Source organism: Hamadaea sp. NPDC051192 (assembly GCF_040682475.1).
Taxonomy (GTDB): Bacteria; Actinomycetota; Actinomycetes; order Mycobacteriales; family Micromonosporaceae; genus Hamadaea; species Hamadaea flava.
Genome location: NZ_JBFBAZ010000016.1, coordinates 58,557 through 81,273 on the forward strand (window position 1 = coordinate 58,557; position 22,717 = coordinate 81,273).

Genomic DNA, 22,717 nt, shown 5'->3' on the forward strand with positions numbered 1-22,717 from the left:
TCATCGGACGTGCCCGCGTCCGTAGCGGGCGGTGAGCTGGTCCCCGAGGATCCCGATGGTGATGATCAGCAGGGACAGCGCGATGCCGGGGATCGCGGAGATCCACCAGGCGGTCGCCAGGTACTGCTTGCCGTTGGCGATGATCTGGCCCCACGACACGGCCGAGTTGGGCAGGCCGATGCCGAGGAAGCTCAGCCCGGCCTCGGCCAGGACGACGAGGGCGAATTCGAGGGTCGCGAGGGCGACGACGGGTCCGGCGGTGAACGGCACGATGTGCCGCCACAGGATCGCCAGGGGGCGTACGCCGAGCACGCGGGCGGCGTCGACCCAGGCCCGTTCGCGGATGGTCAGCGCGACTCCCCGGGTGACCCGGGCGAACGAGATCCACGCGGTCGCCGACAACGCGACCACCACGACGAGCACGCTGCGCTCGAAGGCGCCCGCGATGACGATGGTGAGCAGGATCGCCGGGAACGCCAGCAGGATGTCGATGCCCCGGGCGAGGATCGTGTCCAGCCAGCCCCGGAAGTATCCGGCGACGGTGCCGATCGCGACGCCGACGACGCAGGAGACGACGACGGTCGCGATCCCGATGAGCACCGAGGTACGCGCGCCGTAGACGACCTGCGCCAGGACGTCCCGGCCGGTGCCGTCGGTGCCCAGCCAGGCGATCCCGCCGGTCGACACGTGCGACCCCGGCTTGAGCAGCCGATCGGGCAGCGACACGTACACCGGGTTGTAGTCGATCAGCAGCGGGCCGACCCCGCCGACCAGGGCGTAGATCGCCAGGATCGTGTACGGGACCCACCGCGTCCAGCGGCGCCGGGGACGTCGCCGGCGTACGGCGGCCGAGGTCTCCGGAGTCTTCTCGAGCACCGCGGTCATGCCCCACCGTCCAGGCGGATGCGCGGGTCGAGCTGGGAGTAGACCAGGTCGGTGATCAGGTTGAAGAGCATGACGATCCCGGCGATGAGGAAGGTGGCCGCCTGGACCAGGCCGTAGTCGCGGTTGGACACCGCGTCGACGACCAGCGACCCCGCGCCGGGCCAGGCGAAGACGTTCTCGACCACGACCGCGCCGCCCATGAGGCCGCCCATGTGCAGGCCGACCACGGTGACGACGGGGATGAGCGAGTTACGCAGGGCGTGGCCGAGCAGCACCTGCCGTTCGGACAGCCCCTTGGACCGCGCCGTCTGGATGTACGCCTCCCGCATCGTCTCGGCGACGTTGGTCCGGGTCAGCCGGGCGACCACCGCGGTGAACGGCAGCGCCAGCGTGACCGCCGGGAGGATCAGATGGAGCGGACTGCCCGCCCCGGCGCTGGGCAGCAGCCGCAGCGCCTGGGCGAAGATCAGGATGAGCATGATGCCGACCCAGAACGTGGGGAACGACTGCAGCGCGATCGACACCGCCGAGACGATCCGGTCGGCCATCGAGCCGGGCCGCGCTCCGGCGAGCAGGCCGAGGGTCAGCCCGACGATGACGGCGATCGCGGTGGAGGCGAGCATCAGCTCGGCCGTGGCGGGCAGCCGTTCGAACACCGTCGGCATCGCGGCGGTGCCGAGGCGGTAGGAGTCGCCGAAGTTCAGCCGGACGACGTCGCCGAGGTAGCTCAGGTATTGGGCGTACAGGGGCTTGTCGAGGCCGAGCCGGGCGGTCAGCTCCGCGACCTGGTCGCTGCCGGCGTCCGGGCCGAGCATGATGCTGGCCGGATCGCCGGGCGCGACCCGGACGATGAGGAAGATGAGCGAGGCCGCGCCCCACATCACGAAGACGCCGATGAGCATGCGCTTGACGATGAGCCGCATCATGACTGCGTCACCGGCCCGACCGTCGAGCCGTCGGCGAGCTGGCATTCGACGCTCTCGTGCGGCGCCCCGTCACCGGGCGCCGCCGCGTCCGCCGAACCGGGGTCGTCCAGCAGATCCGGGTCTTCGAGCAGCTGGACGAGCAGGCGGGTGGCCTGCCGGCCCATCTGCTCCCGGGGCACGATGAGTCCGGTCCAGTCGGTGCCGGTCTGCGGCGCCCCGGCCGAGTCGCCGAGGACGACCATGCTCAGGTCACCGGGGATCGACAGGTTCTGTTCCTGGGCGTACGCGAGGATCCGCTCGGCCAGGACCTGCTGCTCGGCCACGATGGCGGTGATGCCGCCGTGGCGGATCTCGGCGAGCAGGCCGGGCACGTCCTCGCCGGATTCGAGCGTCCACACCGGACCGGTCAGCCGCCGTCGCCCGTCCGGGGACGCCGCCCGGCGGAAGCCCTTCTCCCGATCGCGGCTGGGCTGGGCGTCGCCGTCGCCGATCCGGGCGTACGCGACGCGCCGGTGGCCCAGCCCGAACAGCCGCTCGGTGAGCTGCTGGGTGGCGGTGGCGTAGTCGGCGGCGACGTACGGGATCGGCGGGCCGGACACCTCACGATGTCCGATGTAGACGAAGGGGTAGCCGGAGTCGCGCAGCCGCTCGATCTCCTCGACGTTGGGGTTGCGGCCGAGCAGCAACGCGCCGTCGGCCAGCGACAGCCGGCTGGACCCGTCGCGGAAGATCTGCCGCTGGCCGCCCGCGCTGGTGAACAGCAGCAGGTCGTGACCGAGGTCGGCGGCCTCCTGCTCGATGCCGACGAGGAACGGGAAGTAGAAGTCCACGCTGTTGGTCGGGAACACCGGCTCGAACGTGTGCACGCCGAGGATCCGGTTGCGCCCGCCGGCCAGCGAGCGGGCCGAGGGGTTCGCGACGTAACCCCACTCGCGCATGGCGGCCAGCACCCGGTCCCGGGTCGCCGGGCTGATGCGTACCTCGGACTCCCGCTCGTTCAGCACGAGCGAGACCGTCGCCTGGCTGACGCCGGCCAGGCGTGCGATGTCGGCCTGGGTAGGCCGTCGCGCCGGTCCGCGTGGCACGGGGCTTCGGGACACTGTGTGCCTCCCTGCTAATGCGCCCTACTAACTGGGGGTGTTCGGTGGTCGCAAAGTTTCACACCGGCTACGACTGGATGTCAAGGGGTGATCCAGAACGCGATCCCGAAGAGCGAAGGCGAAATACTAATACCCATTAGCGTCTGGCGCCCGGCAAAGATCGCCGGTACCGTCCGGAAGCACTCGCTCAGGAGGTCCCATGTCTACCAGGCAAAACAGCCACCCGACCACCGACGGCTCGGTAAAACCGCTGGTCAGCGGCACGGTCATTCCGTTGGTCACCGCGCTGGACACCCAAGGGCGGCCGGATGCCGAAGCCGTCGAGCCGCTGCTGGCGTACCTGGCCGAGGGCGGCGTGACGTCGCTGCTGCTGGCCGGGACGAACGGCGAGGGCCCGTTGCTGCCCGGCGACGGCGTCCGCCGGTACGCGACCGAGGTGACCGCCCGCTGGCGGGCGCTCGTCGGCGAGGCCGCGACGGTCATGGTGGCCGCGACCGGCCCCGGCACCCGGGAGACCCGGCAGCGCATCGAGGCGCTGGACGGCGTCGACCTCGACGCGGTCGTGGTGCTGGCCCCGTTCTACTTCAAGCACACCGAACGGGAGCTGCTGGCGCACTTCCAGGCGGCGGCCGCGCTGGACCGCCCGGTCGTCGTCTACAACAGCCCCGCCTACACGGGCAACCCCGTCCCGGTCAGCCTCGTACGCCGCCTGCTCGACGAGCCGGGGATCGTCGGCTTGAAGGACAACTCCGGTGATACCGCGCAATTCGGCCAGTTCTGCGAGCTGGCCGGGAAGCGGCCCGGATTCGGCGTCGCCCAGGGCATCGAACGGCAACTCGACGTCGCCCTGCGCCTCGGCGCGGCCGGCACCGTGCCCGGGGTCGGCATGCTCGCCCCCGCCCTGTGCGTCGACCTGTTCCGCGCCGGCAGCAGTGGCGACGACGCCACCGCGACCGCGCTCCAGCAGGACGTGAACCGGCTGGCCGCCCTCTTCGCCATCCGCCCCGGCGCCAGCGGCGTCGTGATCATGAAGACCGCGTTGCACCTGCTCGGGCTGTGCCCGGCGACGGCCGCCGAGCCGTTCCTGCCGTGCACCGACGACGAACTCGCCGCGCTGCGTACCGCGCTCGACGACCTGAGCGACGTGCTGCGCCGCGCCTGACCCGGGCTCACCCACCACCGCAAAGACTGCCCAGCACCTCGAAGACTGCCCAGCACCGCAGAGACTGCCCAGCACCTCGAAGACTACTCAGCCCCGGAAGAACCGTCCTGCTCCGAAAGACAGACCGTCCCCCTCCGAAAGACAGACAGTCAAGGAGAGCCGCATGTCCCACCGGATCAGCCGGCGAGCGTTCACCCTCGGCGCCGTCGCCGGCGCCTCCGCGCTCGCCCTGCCCACCTCCCCAGCCACTGCTGAGAACCCCACCGCTGAGAATCTGACCGCTGAGAGCACCACCCGGCTCGGCGAGCCGCAGGAGCCGTTCTTCACCGAGACCACGCTGTGGGACAACACCGTCGACGGGTTGTCCAGCTACCACGTGCACGCCTTGGCCGTCCTGCCCGACGACACGATCCTGGCCTGCACCGAGGGCCGCCACGAGACCTGTGACGCCGGACCGCACGACATCCTCGTCCGGCGCAGCGTCGACGGCGGTCAGACCTGGAGCCCGACCCAGGTCGTCGAGCAGTCGGTCGACGGTCAGATCTGGGCCAACCCGACGTTCGTCGTGGACAAGATCACCGGCGAGGTCTTCCTCTTCCACAACCTGTGCGAGCAGCTGCCCGAGAACACGAGCTGCTCGGCCGACTCCAGCACGGTCTATGTGGTGTCCAGCACCGACGGGGGCCAGACCTGGAGCGAGCGCCGGAGCCTGGCCGGGCTGTTCGACCACTTCCCCTACAACTGGGCGATGCACGGCCCGGGTCCGGGGCACGGCATCCAGCTCGACTCCGGCCGGCTCATCCTGTCCTGCTCGCATCGCACGGTCATCACCGGCGTACCCACAGCTGACCGGAACTACGGCGCGTCGACGATCTACAGCGACGACCATGGGCGTACCTGGCTGGCCGGCGGGGAGATCCCGATGGAGGCCGGGCTGCCGGTAGCGGGCGAAGCCCGGCTGGTGCAGCGGTCCGACGGCGCGGTCGTCATGAACACCCGGCCCGGGTCCGGCAACGACTGGCCGCGGGCCGTCGCCGTCAGCGAGGATGGCGGTGTGACCTGGTCAAAGCCCCGGATGGACTTCAACGCCGGGCTGTTCAACGGCTGCGACACGAGCCTGATCCGCTACACCGGCGGACCCCGTCGCGGCCAGCACGGCCCCGCCGAGCCCGACCGGATGCTGTTCAGCTTCCCGGACTCGCCGATGCGCTGGAACATGACCGTCGCGGTCAGCTACGACGAGGGCCAGTCGTTCCGGTACAGCCGCTCGCTCAGCCCGATCCGGGCGTTCTACTCGGACCTCGCACGGCTGTCCGACGGCACGATCGTGCTGCTCTACGGCTGCGACGGCGACCTCGACGGCAGCCCGCGCCGGGTGGCGCTGGCCCGCTTCAACCTCGAATGGCTCACCCAGGGCCGGGACAGCCTCGCGACCGGACCCGGCGTCGACGAGACGCGTACACAGGATCTCGGGAAGACGGCCCAGCAGGCGACGGTCTCCGGCGGCACGCTCACGGTGCTGGCGGAAGCGACCGCCCGGGACGGCGCCCGCGCGGTGTGGACTCCGGCCGCTACCGGCGACTACGTCGAGTACCCGTTCACCGCCGCGCCGGGCGGCGACTATGAACTCTGGCTGCGCTACTTCCGATCCGCCGACGGCGGGCTGATCACCGTCACCGTCGACGGCGAGGCACCGCGTACGTCCACACTGGATCTCACGTCCTACCGGGGCGAGGGCTACGACACCGCGCTGCTGCGTACGGGCAGGTTGCGGCCAGGGCGGCACACGATCCGCTTCACCCTGGCCGGTCCCGGCCGTGGGGGCGGCACGACCGTCTCGCTCGACCAGCTCAGCCTCGTCACCGCGCCGCACCCGGCCGACCTCCGCGAGGACTACGCCGTCGACAACGGCGGCCTCGGCTTCGCGGTCACCGGCACCTGGCCGAGCAGCCGCGGCGTCTTCGGCTACTACGGCTTCAACTACCTCACCCACGCCAAGGGCACCGGGGCCAACAGCGCCCGCTGGCTGCCAGCGCTCCCCGGGGACGACCGCTACGAGGTGCTCATCTCGTACGCCGCCGACCCGAACCGGGCCGGTAACGCGCCCTACACGGTGCATCACGCGGAGGGCACCTCCACCGTCACGGTCAACCAGAAGCTGCACGGCGTCGCCGACGTCCGCATGGGTGAATGGGTGTCGCTGGGCACCTTCCCGTTCCGGGCCGGGCTTGACGGCTATGTGGAGCTGACCGACGCGGCCGACGGCGTGGTGATCGCTGACGGCGTACGGTTCCGGCGGCAACCGGCCTCGGGGTCGGCTCAGTGATCACAGCTCCGAGGTCGGGGGTGGCGTTACACCCCTTGGGCCTGCCGGACAGCCGGATCACCGGCGGGTTCTGGGCCGACCGGATCGCTGCCAACCAGGCGGCGATCCCGGTCGGCCGGCAGCGCCTGATCGAGGCGGGCAACATCGGCAACCTCCAGGTCGCCGCCGGCGAACAGACCGGTACGGCGCGCGGCGCGGTCTTCTGGGACTCCGACGTCTTCAAGTGGATGGAGGCCGCCGCCTGGGAGTACGCCCGCAGCCCCGACCCGGCGCTGCGGGGCCACCTGAGCGAGCTGACCGCGACGGTGGCGGCGGCCCAAGACGGCGACGGTTACCTCAACTCCGTCCTGCGGCTGCGGGGCGAACCGCGCTACACCCAACTCTGGATGAGCCACGAGCTGTACAACGCGGGGCACCTATTCCAGGCCGCCGTCGCGGCGGCCCGCGCCACGGGTGACGACACGCTGCTCGACGTCGCCGTACGCTTCGCCGACCACCTCGCCGACACCTTCGGCCCCGGCAAGCGCAGCGAACTGGAGGGGCATCCCGGCGTGGAGACCGCCCTGGTCGAGCTGTACCGGGAGACCGGCGAACGGCGATATCTCGACCTGGCGGCGTACTTCGTCGACGCGCGCGGGCACGGCCGGGCCACCAAGCCCGGCTTCGACCCGTCGCACTACGCCGACCCCGCGCACTACGCCGACCGGGTGCCGATCCGGGCGGCGGCCAACCTGGAGGGTCACGCCGTCCGGGCGGTGTACTTCGCGCTCGGCGCGACCGACGTCGCGATCGAGACCGGCGACGCCGAGCTGTTCGACGCCGTACGCCGGTTGTTCGACGCGACGGCCGCCCGGAAACAGCATGTCACCGGCGGTGTCGGGTCGCGATGGGACGGTGAGGCGTTCGGCGACGACTACGAGCTGCCGCCCGACCGGGCGTACGCCGAGACGTGCGCGGCGATCGGCATGCTCCAGTGGGCCTGGCGGCTGCTGCTGGCCACCGGCGAGGCGACGTACGCCGATCAGCTGGAACGCATCCTCTACAACGCCGTGCTGCCGGCAGTGTCGCTGACCGAGGCGGAGTACTTCTACGTCAACACGTTGCACCGGCGTACCGGGGCACGACCGGACGTCCAGCGCTCCCCGTCCAACGGGCGGCGGCCCTGGTTCAACTGCGCGTGCTGCCCGCCCAACATCATGCGTACGCTCGCGAGCCTGCCCGCGTACGTCGCGACGGGAACTGTAGACGGGCTACAAATCCACCAGTACGCCGAAGGCACGCTGCGAACCGGGGACTTCGCGGTCGACGTGCGGACCGCGTACCCGTGGGACGGCCGCGTCGTCGTGACCGTCCGGGAGGCCCCGGCGCACCCCGTCGAGCTTGCTTTACGCGTACCACAGTGGAGTGAAGCCACTGTGGACGGTGAGCGCGCCGCAGCGGGTGAGTACGCGCGGACCTCGCGCGTGTTCCGGCCGGGCGACCAGGTGGTGCTGGAGCTGGACCTGACGCCGCGCCTGATCGTCGCCGACCAGCGGGTGGACGCGACGCGAGGCTGCGTCGCGGTGGCCCGCGGACCGCTCGTGTACGCGGTGGAGCAGCCGGAGCACCCGGACGCGGTCATCGAGGACCTGCGGCTCGACCCGGCCGCGCCGATCCATCCCGAACCCCGGCCCGACCTGCTCAGCGGTGTGACCGTGCTGCGCAGCGCGGACCTGACGCTCATCCCGTATTACGCGTGGGCCAATCGCGGCCCGCACGCGATGCGGATCTGGCTACCGACCCTGGAGAACCACCGATGACGCAACATCCCGTCCCCCAAGACTGGAACACCTGGGACACGCAATACCACACGGCGGCCGCGCATCTGCCGTCCGGCCTGCGCGTCCGCGCCGCGATCGTGGCGCCCGACGGCACCGTGACCGACGGCTTCACCTGGCGTGTGGGCCTGGAGCGGCTGGGCCACCACACCGTCGACGGCGAGTACGCCGAGGTCACCGTCCGGGCCGGGGAAGCGCTGCTGCGCCTGGTCTTCACCAACCCGGCGGCGAACGTCCTGGCCGGACTCGCCGAGCTGCTCCCCGGTACGCCCGACGGCACCCGGGTGCGGCTCATCGTGGACAAGCTGCCCGAGGCGGCACCGGTCGACCTCAGTCGGTGGCAGTCGACGCTGCCGGAGGGCTCGGAGGCCGGCGACGGCGTCGTCACACTGCCGGGCGCGGGCGGGACGTTCACCTGGGCGCCGGTCGGCGTGGCGGTCCCCGAGGTGGACTTCGACGCGGCCCGGACCGCCGCCGAGTCGCGGGCGATCGGCAGCTCCGGCTGGCTGGGCCGGTCGGCCGAGGGCTACCAGCGCGCGCTCACCTGGAACACCGTGATCCGGACCGACCTGGCCCGGGTGATCACGCCGACCTCGCGGGACTTCGTGCACGCGGGCCGCCGCGGGTTCTACGGCACCTGGGCGCTGCACGGCTGGGACACGTTCTTCTGTGGACTCACCGCGACGTGGATCGATCACGACTACGCCCGGGGCATCTACGACCAGATGCTGGAGCAGGCCACCGACCGGGGCATGGTGCCCAACCGCGTCTCCGACGAGCGCGGGCGTACCGACGACCGATCGCAGCCGCCTGTCGGGGCGTACACGGTGTTCAAGTCGTATCTGAGCACCGGGTTGTCCGACGAGACCCGCGACGCGACCCTGCTCAGCGACGCGTACGACCGGTTGCTCGGCTGGCACGACTGGTGGACCCAGGATCGGGTAGGCCCCCTGGGCCTGCTCACCTGGGGTTCGGACCCGACGAGCGACCCGAAGTCGGCCACTGTGGACAGTACCCGCCGCGAGTCGGGCATGGACGACTCCCCCATGTTCGACGAGATCCAGTACGACCCGAAGACGCACACGATGGACCTGACCGACGTGGCGCTCAACGCGTTGCACGCCGCCGACGGCGAAGCCCTGGCCGCCATCGCGTCGCGGCTCGGCCACACGGAGGACGCGACCCGGCTGCTCGACGAGCTGGCGGTCACGCGGACGGCCCTGGAGGAGCGGTTCTGGGACGAGGACGCCGGCCACTACCGGAACCTGCGTGCCGACGGCTCGTTCGACATCCACCTCGCGCCGAGCATGCTGTACCCGCTGCTGGCCGGAGCGTCCACCCCGGAACGGGCGCGGCGCTCGGTAGAGACCCTGCTCACGCCGAAGCTGCTCGGCGGCTCGCCGCCGCTGCCCAGCGTCTCGCGCAGCGACCCCGGCTACAACCGGCACTACATGCGCGGGCGAGTCTGGGGGCCGGTCGCCTTCCTCACCGTCGAGGGGCTACGCCGCTACGGGCTCTACGAGCAGGTCGCGCAGATCACCGACGAACTGCTCGGCATGTTCCGCGTGGAGTGGGAGGAGCACAGCCACGTCCACGAGAACTACTTCTCCAGCCCGGACGAGGACATCCACCCGTTCGAGGCGCGGTCGGACTTCCTACTCAGCTGGGGCAACCTGCTGGCGTACCTGGCGATGCAGCAGATGGCCGACGCCCGGCCCGGCGGCTGGCGCTTCGCCCACCCCGGGCGCGTGGCGACGCTGACGAACCTGAACCTGCGCGAAGGCCGGCTCAGCCTGTACGCCGACGACCGGCTGCGGGTGGAGCTGGGCTCGCTCGTCTTGGTCGACGCGTCTCCCGCCACGGTGGTGTCGGACTACTCGCGTAGCTCCACCGACGTGTCGGCGGTCGTGTCGTCGGACGGTCCCGTGCGACTCGGGGTCCCCACGTCGGCCGGCGACACCGTTCGGGTTCAGGTCGGCTCGTCGCCCGCGTCGACCGTCTCGGTCGGCGACGACCGGACCGTCGAGGTGGTCGTCCCCTCCCCTGGGACGCTCGTGACCCTCGCTGCCTGACGCTTCCCGCTTTCGTTCCCCCTGCGGCGCGGAAGTCCCCGACTACTGGAACGCTGTGTACCTAACCCGGCTCGTGTTAGGTACGCAGCGTTCCGGCGATCGATGGCCACCGATGCTCACGAGGGCGCGGCAACGCGGCGAGCGCGCGGGCCAGCGGCATGCGGGCCAGCAACGCGCGGGGCGAACGCGCGCGAACGCGCGGGCGGTCACCCGTTGGCGGCGGCCACCAGCAGCGCGACCCCGACCCCCAGGTCCACTACCCCGCAGTATTCGGACCACGGTCGGTTCACCACACGGTCCACCTTGAAGTGGTAAGCGTCCCAAGCCCCGTGGAACAGGAAGCCGAGTCCGGCGAAGGCCACCGCCAGCGGCGGTTCCACCGCGGCGCAGAGCAGGCTGAGCGTGCCGAAGAAGACCATGCCCGCGGTCTGCAGCGAGAGCTGTCGCCGGGCGGCCACCACCCAGATCCACAGCACGACGAGGACGGCGGCCATCCCGACGGCCGGGTTCGGCGCACCCGTACGCAGGTAGAGAACGTGGAAGACGCTGACCGCGACGCTCAGCACCACGAAGGCGAGCCAGGCGGTCCACGGCTTGCCGAGGGCGTACGCCATCAGGTAGATCCCCGCCATCGTGGCGATGGCCGGGCCGAACAGGTCGGCCGGGCCGAACGGCAGCTCGTCGCGGGAGCTGAGGACGAGGACGGCCACCGCGCCGGCGATGGAGACCAGGCCGAGCGCCGAGGGCCAGCGATCCAGGATGCGAGTCACGATCCCGATCGTGCCGCACCGGCGACCGCGTAGCCGGGCGCTGGAACCGGAGGGTCCGATTCCGTGGGCGGCCCGACAGGATTCCTGCGGTACGCCGACGGCGGCACCCCGTAGTGCGTCACGAACGCCTGCCGCATCGTCTCCGTACTGCCGAATCCGCAGCGCCGGGCGATGGCGGGCAGCGGCATCCCGGTCGAGGCGAGCAGGTGCGCCGCCGCTTCGGTACGCGCGCGGCGTACGTATTGCGCCGGGGTCTCCCGGACGTAGGTGAGGAACAGCCGGGACAGGTGCCGTTCACTCACCCCCGCCAGCTTGGCGAGCGCACCCGCCGTCAGGTCGTCGGCGAGGTTGCTGACGATGTGGCTGGTCGTCCGGCGTACCACCAGGTCGTCGCCGTCGCGGCGGGTCAGGAACATGCTCAGCTGCGCCTGCGCGCCCGGCCGTTGCAGGTACGCCACCACGCCGAGCGCGACTCCACGGGCGAGCGCCATCCCGTGGTCGTCCTCGACGAACGCCAGGGTCAGGTCGAGCGCGCTGGTGACGCCGCCGGAGGTGGCCACGTCGCCGTCGCGGACGTAGATCGGATCGGGGTCGACGATGATCTCCGGATAGTTCCGGGCGAGCTGCTCGGCGTACATCCAGTGCGTGGTGACGCGCTTGTTGGTGAGCAGGCCCGCCTCGGCGAGCACGGTGGCGCCGGTGCAGACCGAGGCCACTCGGCGGGACAGTGCGGCGAGGCGGCGTACGTGGCCGACCAGCACCGGATTCTCGGCCGCGTCGCGGTGCCCGAGGCCGCCGCTGACCAGCAGCGTGTCGACCGGCCCCCGGACCTGCTCCAGGGTGGCCTGAGCGGCGAGTTGCAGGCCGGAGTCGCAGGTGATCGGCTGCCCGCCCGGGGTCGCCAGCACACTCCGGTACGGCGGGCTCGCGCCGATCCGGTTGGCGATGTCCAGGCTGGACGTGACGCAGGCGATGTCGAGCAGCTCGGCGCCGTCGTAGCCGACGACCAGGATCACGCGCTCCGGCATCACCCCACCATATGCGCAGCCACAAGCGCCGGTGTGGTCCGCCGGACTATTCGCGCCGGCCCGTGAAAGCGTCCGCGGCCACAGCCAGCCGGGGCCGATCACCGCCTGAGCGTCCGTTTGGTAAGACAGAGGGATGGCGGTGGGTGCTATTCCGGAACGGGTTCGCTGGACTGTGGACACCATGGGCGTACGCCCCGGCGACCGGCTCCTGGAGATCGGGTGTGGTCGGGGGGCGGCCGTGTCGCTGGTGTGCGACCGGTTGCGCAGTGGAAAGATCACGGCGATCGACCGGTCGCTGACCATGGTGAAGTACGCCGAACAGCGCAACGCCGAGCATGTCGCGGCCGGTCGTGCGGCGTTCCAGACGGCTCCGCTGGACGCGGCGGACCTGCCGAGGCGACGGTTCGACAAGGTCTTCGCGGTCAACGTCAACCTGTTCTGGGTCCGGTCGTCGGCGAGCGACCTCGACATCATCCGGCGGCTGCTCAAGCCGTCCGGGGCGATGTTCCTGACCTACGAGCCGCCGGCGATCGGGCGCGCGCAGGCGATCGCCGAGCGCGTGGCGGGGTTCCTGACCGAACAACGCTTCGACGTCACCACGGTTTACGGTGCCACGCACCGCTCGGCGCTGGTCTGTCTCACGGCTCGCCCCGTCAGATCGTGATCAGGGTCCCGGGATCGCTCCCTGGGTCATGGACTACTCAACTACGTACAGTGGCCCTGGCCTCACGGTGTCCGATCTGAAAGGATCTTCCCGCGACCTGGGGAGGGACGTTGTGATTCGGCAGCTGCCAGCGTGGTACGGCATCTTCGTCGGAACGGCCGGCGGCATCGGCATCGCCGTGGCCCTGGTGCGGGCGCTGGGCTGGACGCTTGTCACGCTCGGCACCGTGCTGCTCGCCGAGTCGATGCTGGTGATCCCACTGGTGGCGTTGGTCCTCCTCGCTCGTCCGCGCGCCGCCCATCGGCGTACGCGCACTGTCGAGCGGTCCGGTGCCCTCGTCGATCTGAAACGATGACGCACGTGCACAATGGCGAGATCCGAGCAGTAATCATCGACGTCGACGACACCCTCTGTCTCACCGAGGCAGCCTGTTTCGCGCTGGAGAACGAGGTCCTCGAACTCATCGGCGCCACCCCGATCGAGCGGTCCGTCCACCGGGCCACCTGGGGTCAGCCGTTACTCACCGCGCTGCCGATCCGGTCGCCCGGCGTCGACCTCGCCCGGTTCGTGGCCGCGTACCCGCCGGTGCTCGGCCGCTATGTCGCCGACGGGCTGCTCGACGCGATCGTGCCCGAGAATCTGCGGGCGCTGGACGACCTCGCTGCCGCCGGTCGCGCCGTCTACGTGCTCACCTCCCGTACCGAGGAGGAGATGCGGCACCTGCTCGCCCCCGATCACGCGCTGGCGGGCCGGGTGCGGGGCGTCTTCCACGCCGACAACACCAGCTTCGGCAAACCCGATCCACGCGCGTTCGACGAGTTCCTCGCCCAGACCGGTCTCCCGCCGTCGGCGTGCGTCTACGTCGGGGACTCACCCGGCGACGCCGACGCCTCGCTCGGTGCGGGTCTGCGCTTCATCGCCTGCCTGCAAAGTGGCGTCCGGGACCGCGCCGACTTCGCCGGTCGCGCCGTCGACGCGTACGTGCCGGCTTTCCCGGACGTGGTGACGGCCGTCGCCGACCTGGAGCTTCACCCCATCGCGACGTGATCGCCCGGCCGCAGCCGGCCCGGCGTCACCACCTGCGCGTACACCCCGGCACAGGGTTCGGGGTTCAGTCCCGGCAGCGCCGGCACCCGGTTGTGCTCAGCGAGTACGCGCAACGCGTACGTGTCGCGGGGCAATTCGCCGTGAGCGAGCGTCGGAATGGCGCACCGTGGCGTGGACGCGATGACGCGGAGCACGAGCCCGTCGCCGATCCGCAGTTCGGCGCCCACCCAGGCGTGCTCCGGAAAGCCGGATTCGGCTGTCTCGATGACCAGATTGGGCCGATAGCGCTCGACCTCGATCGCAGTACGCGGACTGAGCGCGGCGACGCTGCGCAGCGTCGAGGTGGTGATGAGGTGGAGGGGCGCGAAGTCGAAGAACGTGCCCTCAGGCGCGGCCGAGCCGAACTGGACGACGTCGGCCTCCACTTCGGCGTCGAGTCCCCGCGCCAGCACCTGATCCGGCTTGGACCGATCGAGTGATGCCCCGGGCGGCGGCGTGTCGGCCAGCGTCACCGGCCGGCCGAGTAGTTCGGTGAGCCCGTCGTCGGCCAGCGACCTGCCGTCCGGGCCGAGGACGACCGCTCCGTCCGGCCCGGCGGTCGCCCGGCAGCTGAGCAGCGCCCGCCACAGCCGTGGGGTCTTGGCGCTCGCGATCTTCCCGGTCTCCTTGTCGAGGACCGCCCAGCGCCGGTCCCCCAGCATGCCGCGCTCGGTCACGTCGGCCTCGGCGACCTGTTCGCCCAGCATCGACTTCACCGGATAACGCCACAACTGCGCGACCGAACCCACCATGTCGATCAACCTATCGCGAGGTTTTCAAAAACTTCTGCCGGGACCGATGACTTTCGCCGGCGACGACCGTCATACGTGGTGTCAGATGACGTTGAAGCAATCCTCAAGGAGCCGATCATGACGAGCTGGAGCAACGACACCGCGGGCAACGGCCAGTACGCCGAGGTCAACGGGATCAACCTGTACTACGAGACGTACGGCGAGGGCCGCCCGCTGATCCTGCTGCACGGCGGGCTCGGGTCCGGCGAGATGTTCGGGCCGGTCGTCTCCCTCTTCGCCGACCACCACCAGGTGATCCTGGTCGACCTGCAAGGGCATGGCCGGACCGCCGACGTCGACCGGCCGATCGACGTCGCGCTGATGGCCGACGACATCGCCGCGCTGATCGACCACCTGGGGCTGGACCGGCCCGACGTGGTGGGCTACTCGCTGGGCGGCGGCGTGGCGTGGCACATCGGCTTCCGTCACCCCGAGAAGATCGGCCGCCTGGTCACGGCGTCGGCGAACATCAAGCGCAGCGCCATCTACGCCGAGATGCTCGGCCAGCAGCAGCAGGTCGGCGCGGCGGCGGCCGAGTTCATGAAGGACACCCCGATGTACCAGCTGTACCAGCGGGTGGCGCCGCGCCCGGAGGACTTCCCCCAGCTGCTCGACAAGATCGGCGCGGCGATGGCGAAGGACTTCGACTTCAGCGACGAGGTACGCGCGATGCAGGTCCCGACCCTCGTGGTCGCCGCCGACGCGGACATGGCTCCCCCGAGCCACTACGTCGAGGTCTTCGGGCTGCTGGACGGCGGGCACCGCGACGGCGGCTGGATGGCCGAGGGCCGTCCGGCGGGCGGGCACGCGCTGGCCATCCTGCCCGGCCTGACGCACTACAACATGTTCCTCTCGCCGCTGTTCGCCACGGTCGCGGTCGACTTCCTGGACGAGGAGAAGAACTGAGCCCCGGTTCTCGCGTACGCGCACGGCCCGCTGCCCGTCCGGCAGCGGGCCGCCGCAGTTTCCCGAAAAGCCGCGCGGTTACCCGAAAAGCGGCAGTGTCCCGAAAACAGCAGTTTCCCGGAACACGGGGTTTGCTGAGCCTGATCGGCGGCCACCGGTGGTAACGTCGCTCACGCTGCTCAGTCTCCGAGAGGAACCCGCATGACGCAGAGCACCTGGACGGCGGTCGACGGCTACTTCGCGGATCTGCTGGTGAAAGAGGACTCCGCGCTGACCGCAGCCGTCGAGGACAGCGACGCGGCGGGACTCAGCGCCCTGCAGGTCGCGCCCAACCAGGGCAAGCTGCTGAACCTGATCGCCCGTATCCGGGGCGCGCGGACGATCCTCGAAATCGGCACGCTGGGCGGCTACAGCACCATCTGGCTGGCCCGCGCCCTGCCGGCGGACGGCCGCCTGGTGACGCTGGAGGTCGACGAACACGCCGCCACCATCGCCGGAGCCAATGTCGCGCGGGCGGGCGTCGGGCACCTCGTGGACATCCGGGTCGGCAAGGCGCTGGACACGCTGCCCCAGTTGGAGGCCGAGGGCGCCGGCCCGTTCGACCTCGTGTTCATCGACGCCGACAAGCCGTCCAATCCGGACTACCTGGCCTGGTCGCTGCGGCTCACCCGGCCGGGCAGCGTCATCATCGGCGACAACGTCGTCCGCGAAGGCGCCGTCACCGACCCGACCGAGGACGATCCCCGAGTCGTCGGCGTACGCCGCTTCACCGAGCTGATCGCCGCCGAGCCCCGGCTCACGGCCACTGCCGTGCAGACCGTCGGCGTCAAAGGCCACGACGGCTTCGTCCTGGCGATGGTCACGGACTGACGCAGCCCGTTAGGACCAGCGCGCTCGCACCATCAACAGCAGGTCCTGCAGATCGGCCTCGTATTCGGCGTCCCAGTCCGGCATCCGATCGAGCACCTCGCTCAGCCGCCGATGGGCGGACACCTCGTCGGCCGGGAACTGCGCCCGCCTCCCCCGAGGATTGATCGTGCCCGCCGAGAACCGGCCGCTGGCCTCGCTGGCGGCGTACCCGAGGGCGAAGGTCGTGATGAGCCGTTCGACGCGCGGCACCTCAGAATCAGGTACGCCCAGATCCAGTAGCGCGCCGTAGATCGCGTCGACCAGGCGCACGGCGTCGGGCGTGACCGCCGGGCGAGCCAGCAGCAACGCGTACGCCGAGGGGTGCCGCCGCGACAGCTCGCGCGCGGCGCGGCCGACGGCCAGCAGTCGCTCCTCGGCGGCGCCGCCGGTGGGCACGGCGGGCAGCATCTCGGCGAGCATCCGATCGACCAGCCCGTCGAACAGGCCCTCCTTGTCCCCGATGTGCGGATAGAGCGCCATCGCGGTGACTCCGAGCTTCTGCGCCAGGGCGCGCATGGTCACACCGGCCAGGCCGCGCTCGTCGGCCAGCTCCAGCGCGGCGTCCAGAATCCGTCGCTTGCGATCGTCGTCAGGCACCTCTACAGTGTAGATCTATACAACGTAGATCACAAAGGAGGCGCTCCGATGCTCTCGGCGGCGATGCTCTCGGCGCAAGACCTGATCAAGCGGTACGGCGAACGCCGCGCCCTGGACGGCTTCACCCTCTCGATCGCACCCGGCGAGATCTGCGGGCTGATCGGCCACAACGGCGCCGGCAAGACGACCTTCGTCGAGATCGTCACCGGACTCATCCGCCCCGACTCGGGCGTGGTCACCGTCGACGGCCGGACACCCGCTCAGGCTCGCGACCGCATCGGGCTGGCTCCCCAGGAGCTGGCGCTCTACCTGCCGGCGACCCTGCGGCAGAACCTGCGCCTGTTCGGCGGACTCGCCGGGCTGCGCGGACGATCCCTGCGCGAGGCGATCACGCAGACGGCCGAACGCCTGCTGCTCACCGACTGTCTCGACCGGCCGGTCGGGCTGCTGTCGGGCGGCCAGCGCCGCCGAGCCCAGGCCGCGACCGCGTTACTCCACCGTCCCCGGCTGCTCCTGCTCGACGAGCCGACCGTCGGGGCCGACCCCGAAACGCGTGCCGCCCTGCTCGACCTGATCAAAGAGGTCGCGGCGACCGGGACCGCCGTCTGCTACACCACGCACTACCTGCCCGAACTGGTCGACCTCGGCGCGACGCTCGCCCTGTGCTCGGCCGGTCGCGTGATCGCCCGAGGCGACCAGGAGAGCCTGCTGGCCGGGCTGCCCGGCCATCTCGACATCACCCGGCCCGACGGCGGCGTCGACCAGATCACCACGCCCGATCCGACCGCCGAACTGGCCCGGCTGCTCGCGGCGGGCGTACGGCCGTCGGCAGTGGACATCCGCCCGGCCACCCTCGACGATCTCTACCACAGTCTGGCGGTGACCCGATGAGCGCCGCGACCGTCCTGATCCGGCACAACTTCGCCCTGCTGCGCGCCGAGCCCGGCCCGGCCCTCAGCCGCGTCGGCATGCCGCTGGTGCTGATCACCGCGCTGCGCCCGCTCTACGCGGCCGCCCTCGGGTCCGCCGGGCTCACCCAGGCGGTCACCGGCATGCTCGTGCTGTTCTCGCTGCTCGGGCTCAACATCATCGCCGGGGGCATCCTCACCGAACGCTCCTGGCACACGCTCGACCGGCTCCGCGCCACCCCTGCCCGCCCCGCGCAGATCCTGGTCGGCAAGGCCGTTCCGCTCGGCACCGTGCTCCTCGCGCAACAGGGCGCCCTCATCGCGTACTCGATGATCTTCCTGGGGCTGCGCGTGCCGCGACCAGACCTCCTGCTGGTCGCGGGCGTGAGCTGGGCGGTGACCTTGCTGTGCGCGGGGGCCGCGCTCGCCACAGTGGTACGCAGCCAGAGCGAGCTGAGCGCGGTGAACGACCTCGGCGGGATGTTCTTCACCGTGCTCGGCGGCGCGATGGTGCCCCTGGCGCTGATGCCGGCGTGGCTGCGGGCCGCCGCTCCCGCGTCGCCGGGATACTGGGCGCTGCACGCGCTGACCGCCGCCCTGACCGGCGACGCGACCGCGACCCTCCGCGACGCGGGAGTGCTGCTCGCCGTGGCCGCGGTGCTCGGCGCGTTCGCCGCGTGGCGGATGGCCCGAGGCTGGGGCCGCAACCGTCTACTGTGATCAGTCCGCCCGCGTGCGGTCTTGCCGGACAGTGGTACCGTCCCTGACGATCTTGCGTCATTGGGAGGACGCGCTTGCCCAAGGAGGACGCGTGAACACCGACCCCACGACCAACATGGTGGTCTTCGAGATCCCCGGCTACCCCGAGCCGTTCATCTCGAGCGGGCCGACCCAGGCCGACGACTGCGTACAACAGGCCTGGTTCGCGGTTCCGGTCGAGCGCCGGGCCGCGGCCGAGGTCAGCCGCATCTACTCGGAGTGGCAGCCGTCCGCGGTGGACGAGGAGTTCATCGGTCGCACCTTCCCCCGCGCGGCGGTCACCTACAGCTTCGACCGGCCCGGACCCGGCGGCTGGGAGGCGGCGTACGCCGACGTCCGGCAGACCATGGAGCAGGCCGAACGCCAGCACGCGGCGGCGCAGGCCGTGGACAACATGGAGCACGTCGCCGACAACGGCCAACTCCTCCCGGTCCTGTGGAGCTGGTCGTCGCCGACGATCGACCTCCTCCAGCACCTCCCCCATCGCGACGTCGTCCCGGGCCGCCTGCACGTGACCGTCGCGGCGGTCGCCCTCACCCCGCAAGGCCGCATCGGCATGAACCACCTGACCCACGCCAAACTCGGTACGCAGCCCTTCGAAGAAGTGCTCGCGACGGCGTACGGCGCGCTCGTCGCGGGCCTGCGCGTCGACGTCGGCGAAGACCGCGACCGCCCCGAACTGGGCGTGTTCCTGACACTGCGCCGCGAAGGCTCGTTCGCTTCGTCCGCGCTGGCTCTGCCCGACTTCCACGAACAGATGAGCCGCTCACTCGGCGGCGACCACCTGCTCGTGGCCCTCCCCGACCCCGACACCCTGCTGGTGACCAGGCAGGACTCCGGTTGGGTGGACTTCCTCCAGCACGCCGTCCTCGACTCCCCGTACGCCGCCGGCGAGATCGTGCCGAGCCTGCTCGCCCTCGAATCGGACGGCATCCGGCTCCTGATCGAACGCCACGAGCGGATTCCCACCACTTCCTGAGCTTGCTGACGGCCCGAGCGTTCTGCGCCTGCGCCTTCTGCGCCTGCGCCTTCTGCCCCGAGCCTTCTGCGCCCGTGCCTTCTGCGTGTGCGCCCGCGCCTTCTGCCCGAAATCGCAGATGTAGGCGCGCTACGGCGTCTGTCGCTTGTGGATCGAGCGGCCGTGGATCGTGGCACATTTTCGTGACCTTGACCCCCTGGAAGGTGTCATACCTTTGTTCTAATGTTGATCCATGGGCGGGGTGTTGGCGCAGGTGGAGGCGGATGTCGCCGAGTTGGCGGCCGGTCCCCTGTGGACACTTTCGGACGCCGAGATCACCGACGAGGTCCGCCGGGTTCATGTGGCGATCCAGCAGTTGTCCGGGCGGCTGCTGACGTTGATCGGCACCGCGGACAGTCGCGAGATTCCCTACGACGCGGGTGCGACCGGCACGGCGAACTGGCTGACCTACCTCCTGTCCATGCGGCACCGGGATGCCGTGGCGTGGACGAAGCTGGCCAAGCTGCTACCTGAAACGCCTGGCGTGGAGCAGGCGCTCGCCGCCGGACAGATCAACGTTGAGCAGGCGCGGGTGATCACGAAGACGGTGCACGATCTGCCCTCGGCGGTGGGTGAGGTCGGCAAGGCCAAAGCCGCTGACGTTCTGACGAAGCTGGCTGCGGACGACCGACTGCGGCCCGAGACGCTGGAGAATCACCGGTCGCAGATCCTGGAACTGGTCGCACCCGAGATCGCCGAGGAGCGGCTGCGCCGCGATCTGGAACGCGCCGAGCGGTCGGCCTACGACCGCCGTGACTTCACCCTCATCCCCTATGGAGAGGGCGAATATCGAGTACGTGGCATCCTGGATTCGGAGATGGCTGCGATCGTGCGGACCGCGTTGGATCCGCTGTCCGGGCCGCGCAAGCCTGCACCTACCGCCGCCGCTGCGGCCGGGCTCGCTGACGCTCCCGACGCAGCAGGCGGCTTCAACGCGCCGGGCGGTGCGGGCGCGGACACAACAGGCGGCTTCACCATGGCAGGCGGCACAGCCGCGGACGGCACGGGCGCGTGTGCGGATGCGAGCTGCGCGGGCGCGGGACGTGGTGCTGACGCGGCAGATGGCGGTCGCATTACGGCCCGGGTGTTGCCGGGTGAACCGGACCTGCGGTCTGCCGGAGCCCGCAGGGCTGATGCGCTGGTCGAGGTGTGCCAGCGGATCATGAACGGCGGTGAGCTGCCGGACAACGGCGGCGAGAAGCCGCACCTGACGGTCACCCTGCCGTGGGCCGCCCTCCAAGCCAAGGTCGGCGCGGGCTTGCTCGACACCGGCGACCTGCTCACCCCAGAAGCTGTGCGACGGCTCGCCTGCGACGCGATGATCATCCCTGCGGTGCTCGGCGGCGACGGCCAAGTACTCGACGTCGGCCGCGCCCGGCGCCTCATCGACGGACCGCTCCGCCGCGCACTCGTGTTGCGGGACAAGGGATGCGCCTTCCCCGGCTGCGACCGGCCACCACAGTGGTGCCACGGACATCACATCCGATCATGGGCAGACGGCGGAGATACCTGCCTCGCCAACAGCGTCCTGCTCTGTGGCTTTCACCATCGCGAAATCCACCACGGGCACTGGGAAGCCCGCATGAGACCCGACGGCTTCCCCGAATTCCTCCCACCGACCTTCGTCGACCCACAACGAAGACCAGTCCGCAACACCCTCCACCGCAGATGCTGAACCGCGCTGGCCACAGCGGAGCGAGATAGGCGGGACCTTGTGACAAGCACTGGTCACAAGGGGCATTCGCATTGCGGCATTGTGAGAGACTGGTGGGGACTTACCTCGCCGTCGCTTGCGGGAAACCGATGGATGACGAAAGACCCCTGCCGAGCCGGGCGCCGCTGCCCGACATCTCCGGCGATCGCCTGAACCGGCTGCTGCTCGGCGATGATCCAGCGCTGACGGCGGCCGTCGCGGACCTGGTCGCGCTGGTGCATACGCATCCGGAGAGGACGCTCGCGGGATGGAACAGCTTTCTCGAGACGCGCCCCGTCTCGGACTGACCGCCGGCGAGTTACGGGGGCTGGCCCGGGGTGCGGCCGGGCGGGAACAAATCGAGAAGCTGCGGGACGTTCAGCTGACCCGGACGCTGCTGCTGATCCGCCATCTCGTCGCCATCGATGCGGATCTGGTGCCCGCTGCGACGATGATCGGGCGGGCGTACGAGGTGGATCCGGGCGCAGTGCGCGAGGTGTTGCGGCTGCCGTGGCTCGGGGTCTGGGCGACGCAGCGGACGCGGGGCGTGGCGTCGGCGTCCGTCGGCTACCTGGATGCGATCGCGCGGCGGGCGGCGAATCGCGCGGGAATGGATTCCGGCGCAGTGGACGACTGGCCGACGTTGACCCGCTACAGCCTTCGGCGTACCGGGCGCAGCCTGCACTTGACGGTGGACGATGTCGATCCGATGCGAGACTGCTATGGCCTGCAATTGGCCGGCCGGCTGACCGACGCCGGGCATGCCGCCACGAAGTCCATATTCGACTCTGCGTGGCGGCTGCTGGCGGACCACGTTCCGGCGTACGCCGACGAGCTGGCGTTCGGGTTGACGACGTTCGTCCCGCTGGGCGACGCCGGGGCAGGCAATCACAGTGTCACGCACTCCGACGCGTTCGGCGCGTTCGCCAGCGAGCCTGCGCTCGGCGCGGTCGAGCTGGCCGTCGCGATGGTCCACGAGTTCCAGCACAGCAAGCTCAGCGTGGTCATGCATCTGGCCGACCTGTTCGATCCGGCCGACCGGGCTTGGTACCAGTCACCGTGGCGCGCCGATCCCCGGCCGATCACGGGTCTGCTGCACGGGGCGTACGCCTTCACCGCCGTGGCGGACCTGTGGGCTGCTTTACGCGTACAAGATGAGCTGGCAGAGCGAGCCGAGGCGCGCCTGGCCGAGGTACGCGGACAGCTGGACCGGGCTTTCGAGGAGCTGGACCGGGCTGCGAGCCTGACCGACGCGGGCCGATTGTTGTGCGAGACGCTCGCGGCCCGCGACTTCGCGTGA

22 protein-coding genes are annotated in these 22,717 nt (G+C 70.6%); 15 read left to right on the top strand and 7 right to left on the bottom strand.

Annotated features, from left to right (window positions below):
- From AB0M47_RS09830 to AB0M47_RS09840, 3 genes are read right to left on the bottom strand one after another with little or no spacing between them, the layout of a single operon-like run.
- Nucleotides 1-885, bottom strand: a complete 885-nt coding sequence (locus AB0M47_RS09830) for an ABC transporter permease (protein ID WP_363411248.1) — start codon at nt 883-885, stop codon at nt 1-3.
- Nucleotides 882-1,811 (bottom strand): ABC transporter permease, encoded by a 930-nt coding sequence (locus tag AB0M47_RS09835; RefSeq protein ID WP_363411251.1) that lies wholly within the window; start codon nt 1,809-1,811, stop codon nt 882-884. The genes AB0M47_RS09830 and AB0M47_RS09835 overlap by 4 nt, the downstream gene beginning before the upstream one ends.
- Nucleotides 1,808-2,911 (bottom strand): LacI family DNA-binding transcriptional regulator, encoded by a 1,104-nt coding sequence (locus tag AB0M47_RS09840; RefSeq protein WP_363411254.1) that lies wholly within the window; start codon nt 2,909-2,911, stop codon nt 1,808-1,810. Before AB0M47_RS09840 ends, AB0M47_RS09835 begins: the two co-directional genes overlap by 4 nt.
- A 199-nt stretch (nt 2,912-3,110) precedes the next feature.
- Here AB0M47_RS09840 and AB0M47_RS09845 point away from each other — a divergent pair, with 199 nt between their 5' ends.
- The 4 genes from AB0M47_RS09845 to AB0M47_RS09860 all read left to right on the top strand — a co-directional run bounded on the left by AB0M47_RS09845 (nt 3,111) and on the right by AB0M47_RS09860 (nt 10,288).
- On the top strand, nt 3,111-4,073 hold the full coding sequence (locus AB0M47_RS09845; RefSeq protein WP_363411257.1) for a dihydrodipicolinate synthase family protein: 963 nt from the start codon (nt 3,111-3,113) through the stop codon (nt 4,071-4,073).
- A gap of 163 nt (nt 4,074-4,236) precedes the next feature.
- A complete protein-coding gene (locus AB0M47_RS09850) occupies nt 4,237-6,399 on the top strand; it encodes an exo-alpha-sialidase (RefSeq protein WP_363411260.1) in 2,163 nt (720 codons plus the stop codon).
- A gap of 20 nt (nt 6,400-6,419) precedes the next feature.
- Complete coding sequence (locus AB0M47_RS09855; RefSeq protein WP_363411263.1) at nt 6,420-8,198, top strand: beta-L-arabinofuranosidase domain-containing protein; 1,779 nt, start codon at nt 6,420-6,422, stop codon at nt 8,196-8,198.
- Nucleotides 8,195-10,288, top strand: a complete 2,094-nt coding sequence (locus AB0M47_RS09860; protein ID WP_363411266.1) for a trehalase family glycosidase — start codon at nt 8,195-8,197, stop codon at nt 10,286-10,288. The genes AB0M47_RS09855 and AB0M47_RS09860 overlap by 4 nt, the downstream gene beginning before the upstream one ends.
- A 206-nt stretch (nt 10,289-10,494) precedes the next feature.
- Here the strand turns inward: AB0M47_RS09860 and AB0M47_RS09865 are convergent, their stop codons facing one another.
- Nucleotides 10,495-11,058, bottom strand: coding sequence for a hypothetical protein (locus AB0M47_RS09865; RefSeq protein WP_363411269.1), 564 nt, complete (start codon nt 11,056-11,058; stop codon nt 10,495-10,497).
- A complete protein-coding gene (locus AB0M47_RS09870; RefSeq protein WP_363411272.1) occupies nt 11,055-12,086 on the bottom strand; it encodes a DJ-1/PfpI family protein in 1,032 nt (343 codons plus the stop codon). The genes AB0M47_RS09865 and AB0M47_RS09870 overlap by 4 nt, the downstream gene beginning before the upstream one ends.
- Nucleotides 12,087-12,219: 133 nt before the next feature.
- On the opposite strand from AB0M47_RS09870, the gene AB0M47_RS09875 reads away from it, so the two are divergent.
- From AB0M47_RS09875 to AB0M47_RS09885, 3 genes are all read left to right on the top strand, one after another.
- Nucleotides 12,220-12,750, top strand: coding sequence for a class I SAM-dependent methyltransferase (locus AB0M47_RS09875; RefSeq protein WP_363411275.1), 531 nt, complete (start codon nt 12,220-12,222; stop codon nt 12,748-12,750).
- Between the two features lie 112 nt (nt 12,751-12,862).
- A complete protein-coding gene (locus tag AB0M47_RS09880; protein ID WP_363411278.1) occupies nt 12,863-13,105 on the top strand; it encodes a hypothetical protein in 243 nt (80 codons plus the stop codon).
- Complete coding sequence (locus AB0M47_RS09885; RefSeq protein WP_363411280.1) at nt 13,102-13,797, top strand: HAD-IA family hydrolase; 696 nt, start codon at nt 13,102-13,104, stop codon at nt 13,795-13,797. The genes AB0M47_RS09880 and AB0M47_RS09885 overlap by 4 nt, the downstream gene beginning before the upstream one ends.
- Here the strand turns inward: AB0M47_RS09885 and AB0M47_RS09890 are convergent.
- Nucleotides 13,779-14,588, bottom strand: a complete 810-nt coding sequence (locus tag AB0M47_RS09890; RefSeq protein ID WP_363411282.1) for an MOSC N-terminal beta barrel domain-containing protein — start codon at nt 14,586-14,588, stop codon at nt 13,779-13,781. The genes AB0M47_RS09885 and AB0M47_RS09890 overlap by 19 nt on opposite strands.
- A 117-nt stretch (nt 14,589-14,705) precedes the next feature.
- Between AB0M47_RS09890 and AB0M47_RS09895 the strand changes: the two genes are divergently transcribed.
- The gene (locus AB0M47_RS09895; protein ID WP_363411284.1) at nt 14,706-15,533 is read left to right on the top strand and encodes an alpha/beta fold hydrolase; all 828 of its coding nucleotides are present in this window, start codon (nt 14,706-14,708) and stop codon (nt 15,531-15,533) included.
- 201 nt (nt 15,534-15,734) lie between these two features.
- Nucleotides 15,735-16,403: an O-methyltransferase gene (locus tag AB0M47_RS09900; RefSeq protein ID WP_363411286.1), complete on the top strand. Its 669-nt coding sequence runs from the start codon at nt 15,735-15,737 to the stop codon at nt 16,401-16,403.
- 9 nt (nt 16,404-16,412) lie between these two features.
- Here the strand turns inward: AB0M47_RS09900 and AB0M47_RS09905 are convergent, their stop codons facing one another.
- Nucleotides 16,413-17,039, bottom strand: a complete 627-nt coding sequence (locus tag AB0M47_RS09905; protein ID WP_363411288.1) for a TetR family transcriptional regulator — start codon at nt 17,037-17,039, stop codon at nt 16,413-16,415.
- A 48-nt stretch (nt 17,040-17,087) separates the two neighbouring features.
- Between AB0M47_RS09905 and AB0M47_RS09910 the strand changes: the two genes are divergently transcribed.
- From AB0M47_RS09910 to AB0M47_RS09935, 6 genes are all read left to right on the top strand, one after another.
- Complete coding sequence (locus AB0M47_RS09910) at nt 17,088-17,930, top strand: ABC transporter ATP-binding protein (RefSeq protein WP_363411290.1); 843 nt, start codon at nt 17,088-17,090, stop codon at nt 17,928-17,930.
- Complete coding sequence (locus AB0M47_RS09915; RefSeq protein ID WP_363411292.1) at nt 17,927-18,667, top strand: ABC transporter permease; 741 nt, start codon at nt 17,927-17,929, stop codon at nt 18,665-18,667. Before AB0M47_RS09910 ends, AB0M47_RS09915 begins: the two co-directional genes overlap by 4 nt.
- Nucleotides 18,668-18,758: 91 nt before the next feature.
- Nucleotides 18,759-19,685: a hypothetical protein gene (locus AB0M47_RS09920; RefSeq protein ID WP_363411294.1), complete on the top strand. Its 927-nt coding sequence runs from the start codon at nt 18,759-18,761 to the stop codon at nt 19,683-19,685.
- A 232-nt stretch (nt 19,686-19,917) separates the two neighbouring features.
- The gene (locus AB0M47_RS09925) at nt 19,918-21,399 is read left to right on the top strand and encodes a DUF222 domain-containing protein (RefSeq protein WP_363411296.1); all 1,482 of its coding nucleotides are present in this window, start codon (nt 19,918-19,920) and stop codon (nt 21,397-21,399) included.
- A gap of 128 nt (nt 21,400-21,527) precedes the next feature.
- Nucleotides 21,528-21,725, top strand: coding sequence for a hypothetical protein (locus tag AB0M47_RS09930; RefSeq protein WP_360006332.1), 198 nt, complete (start codon nt 21,528-21,530; stop codon nt 21,723-21,725).
- Complete coding sequence (locus AB0M47_RS09935; protein WP_363411298.1) at nt 21,686-22,717, top strand: HEXXH motif-containing putative peptide modification protein; 1,032 nt, start codon at nt 21,686-21,688, stop codon at nt 22,715-22,717. Before AB0M47_RS09930 ends, AB0M47_RS09935 begins: the two co-directional genes overlap by 40 nt.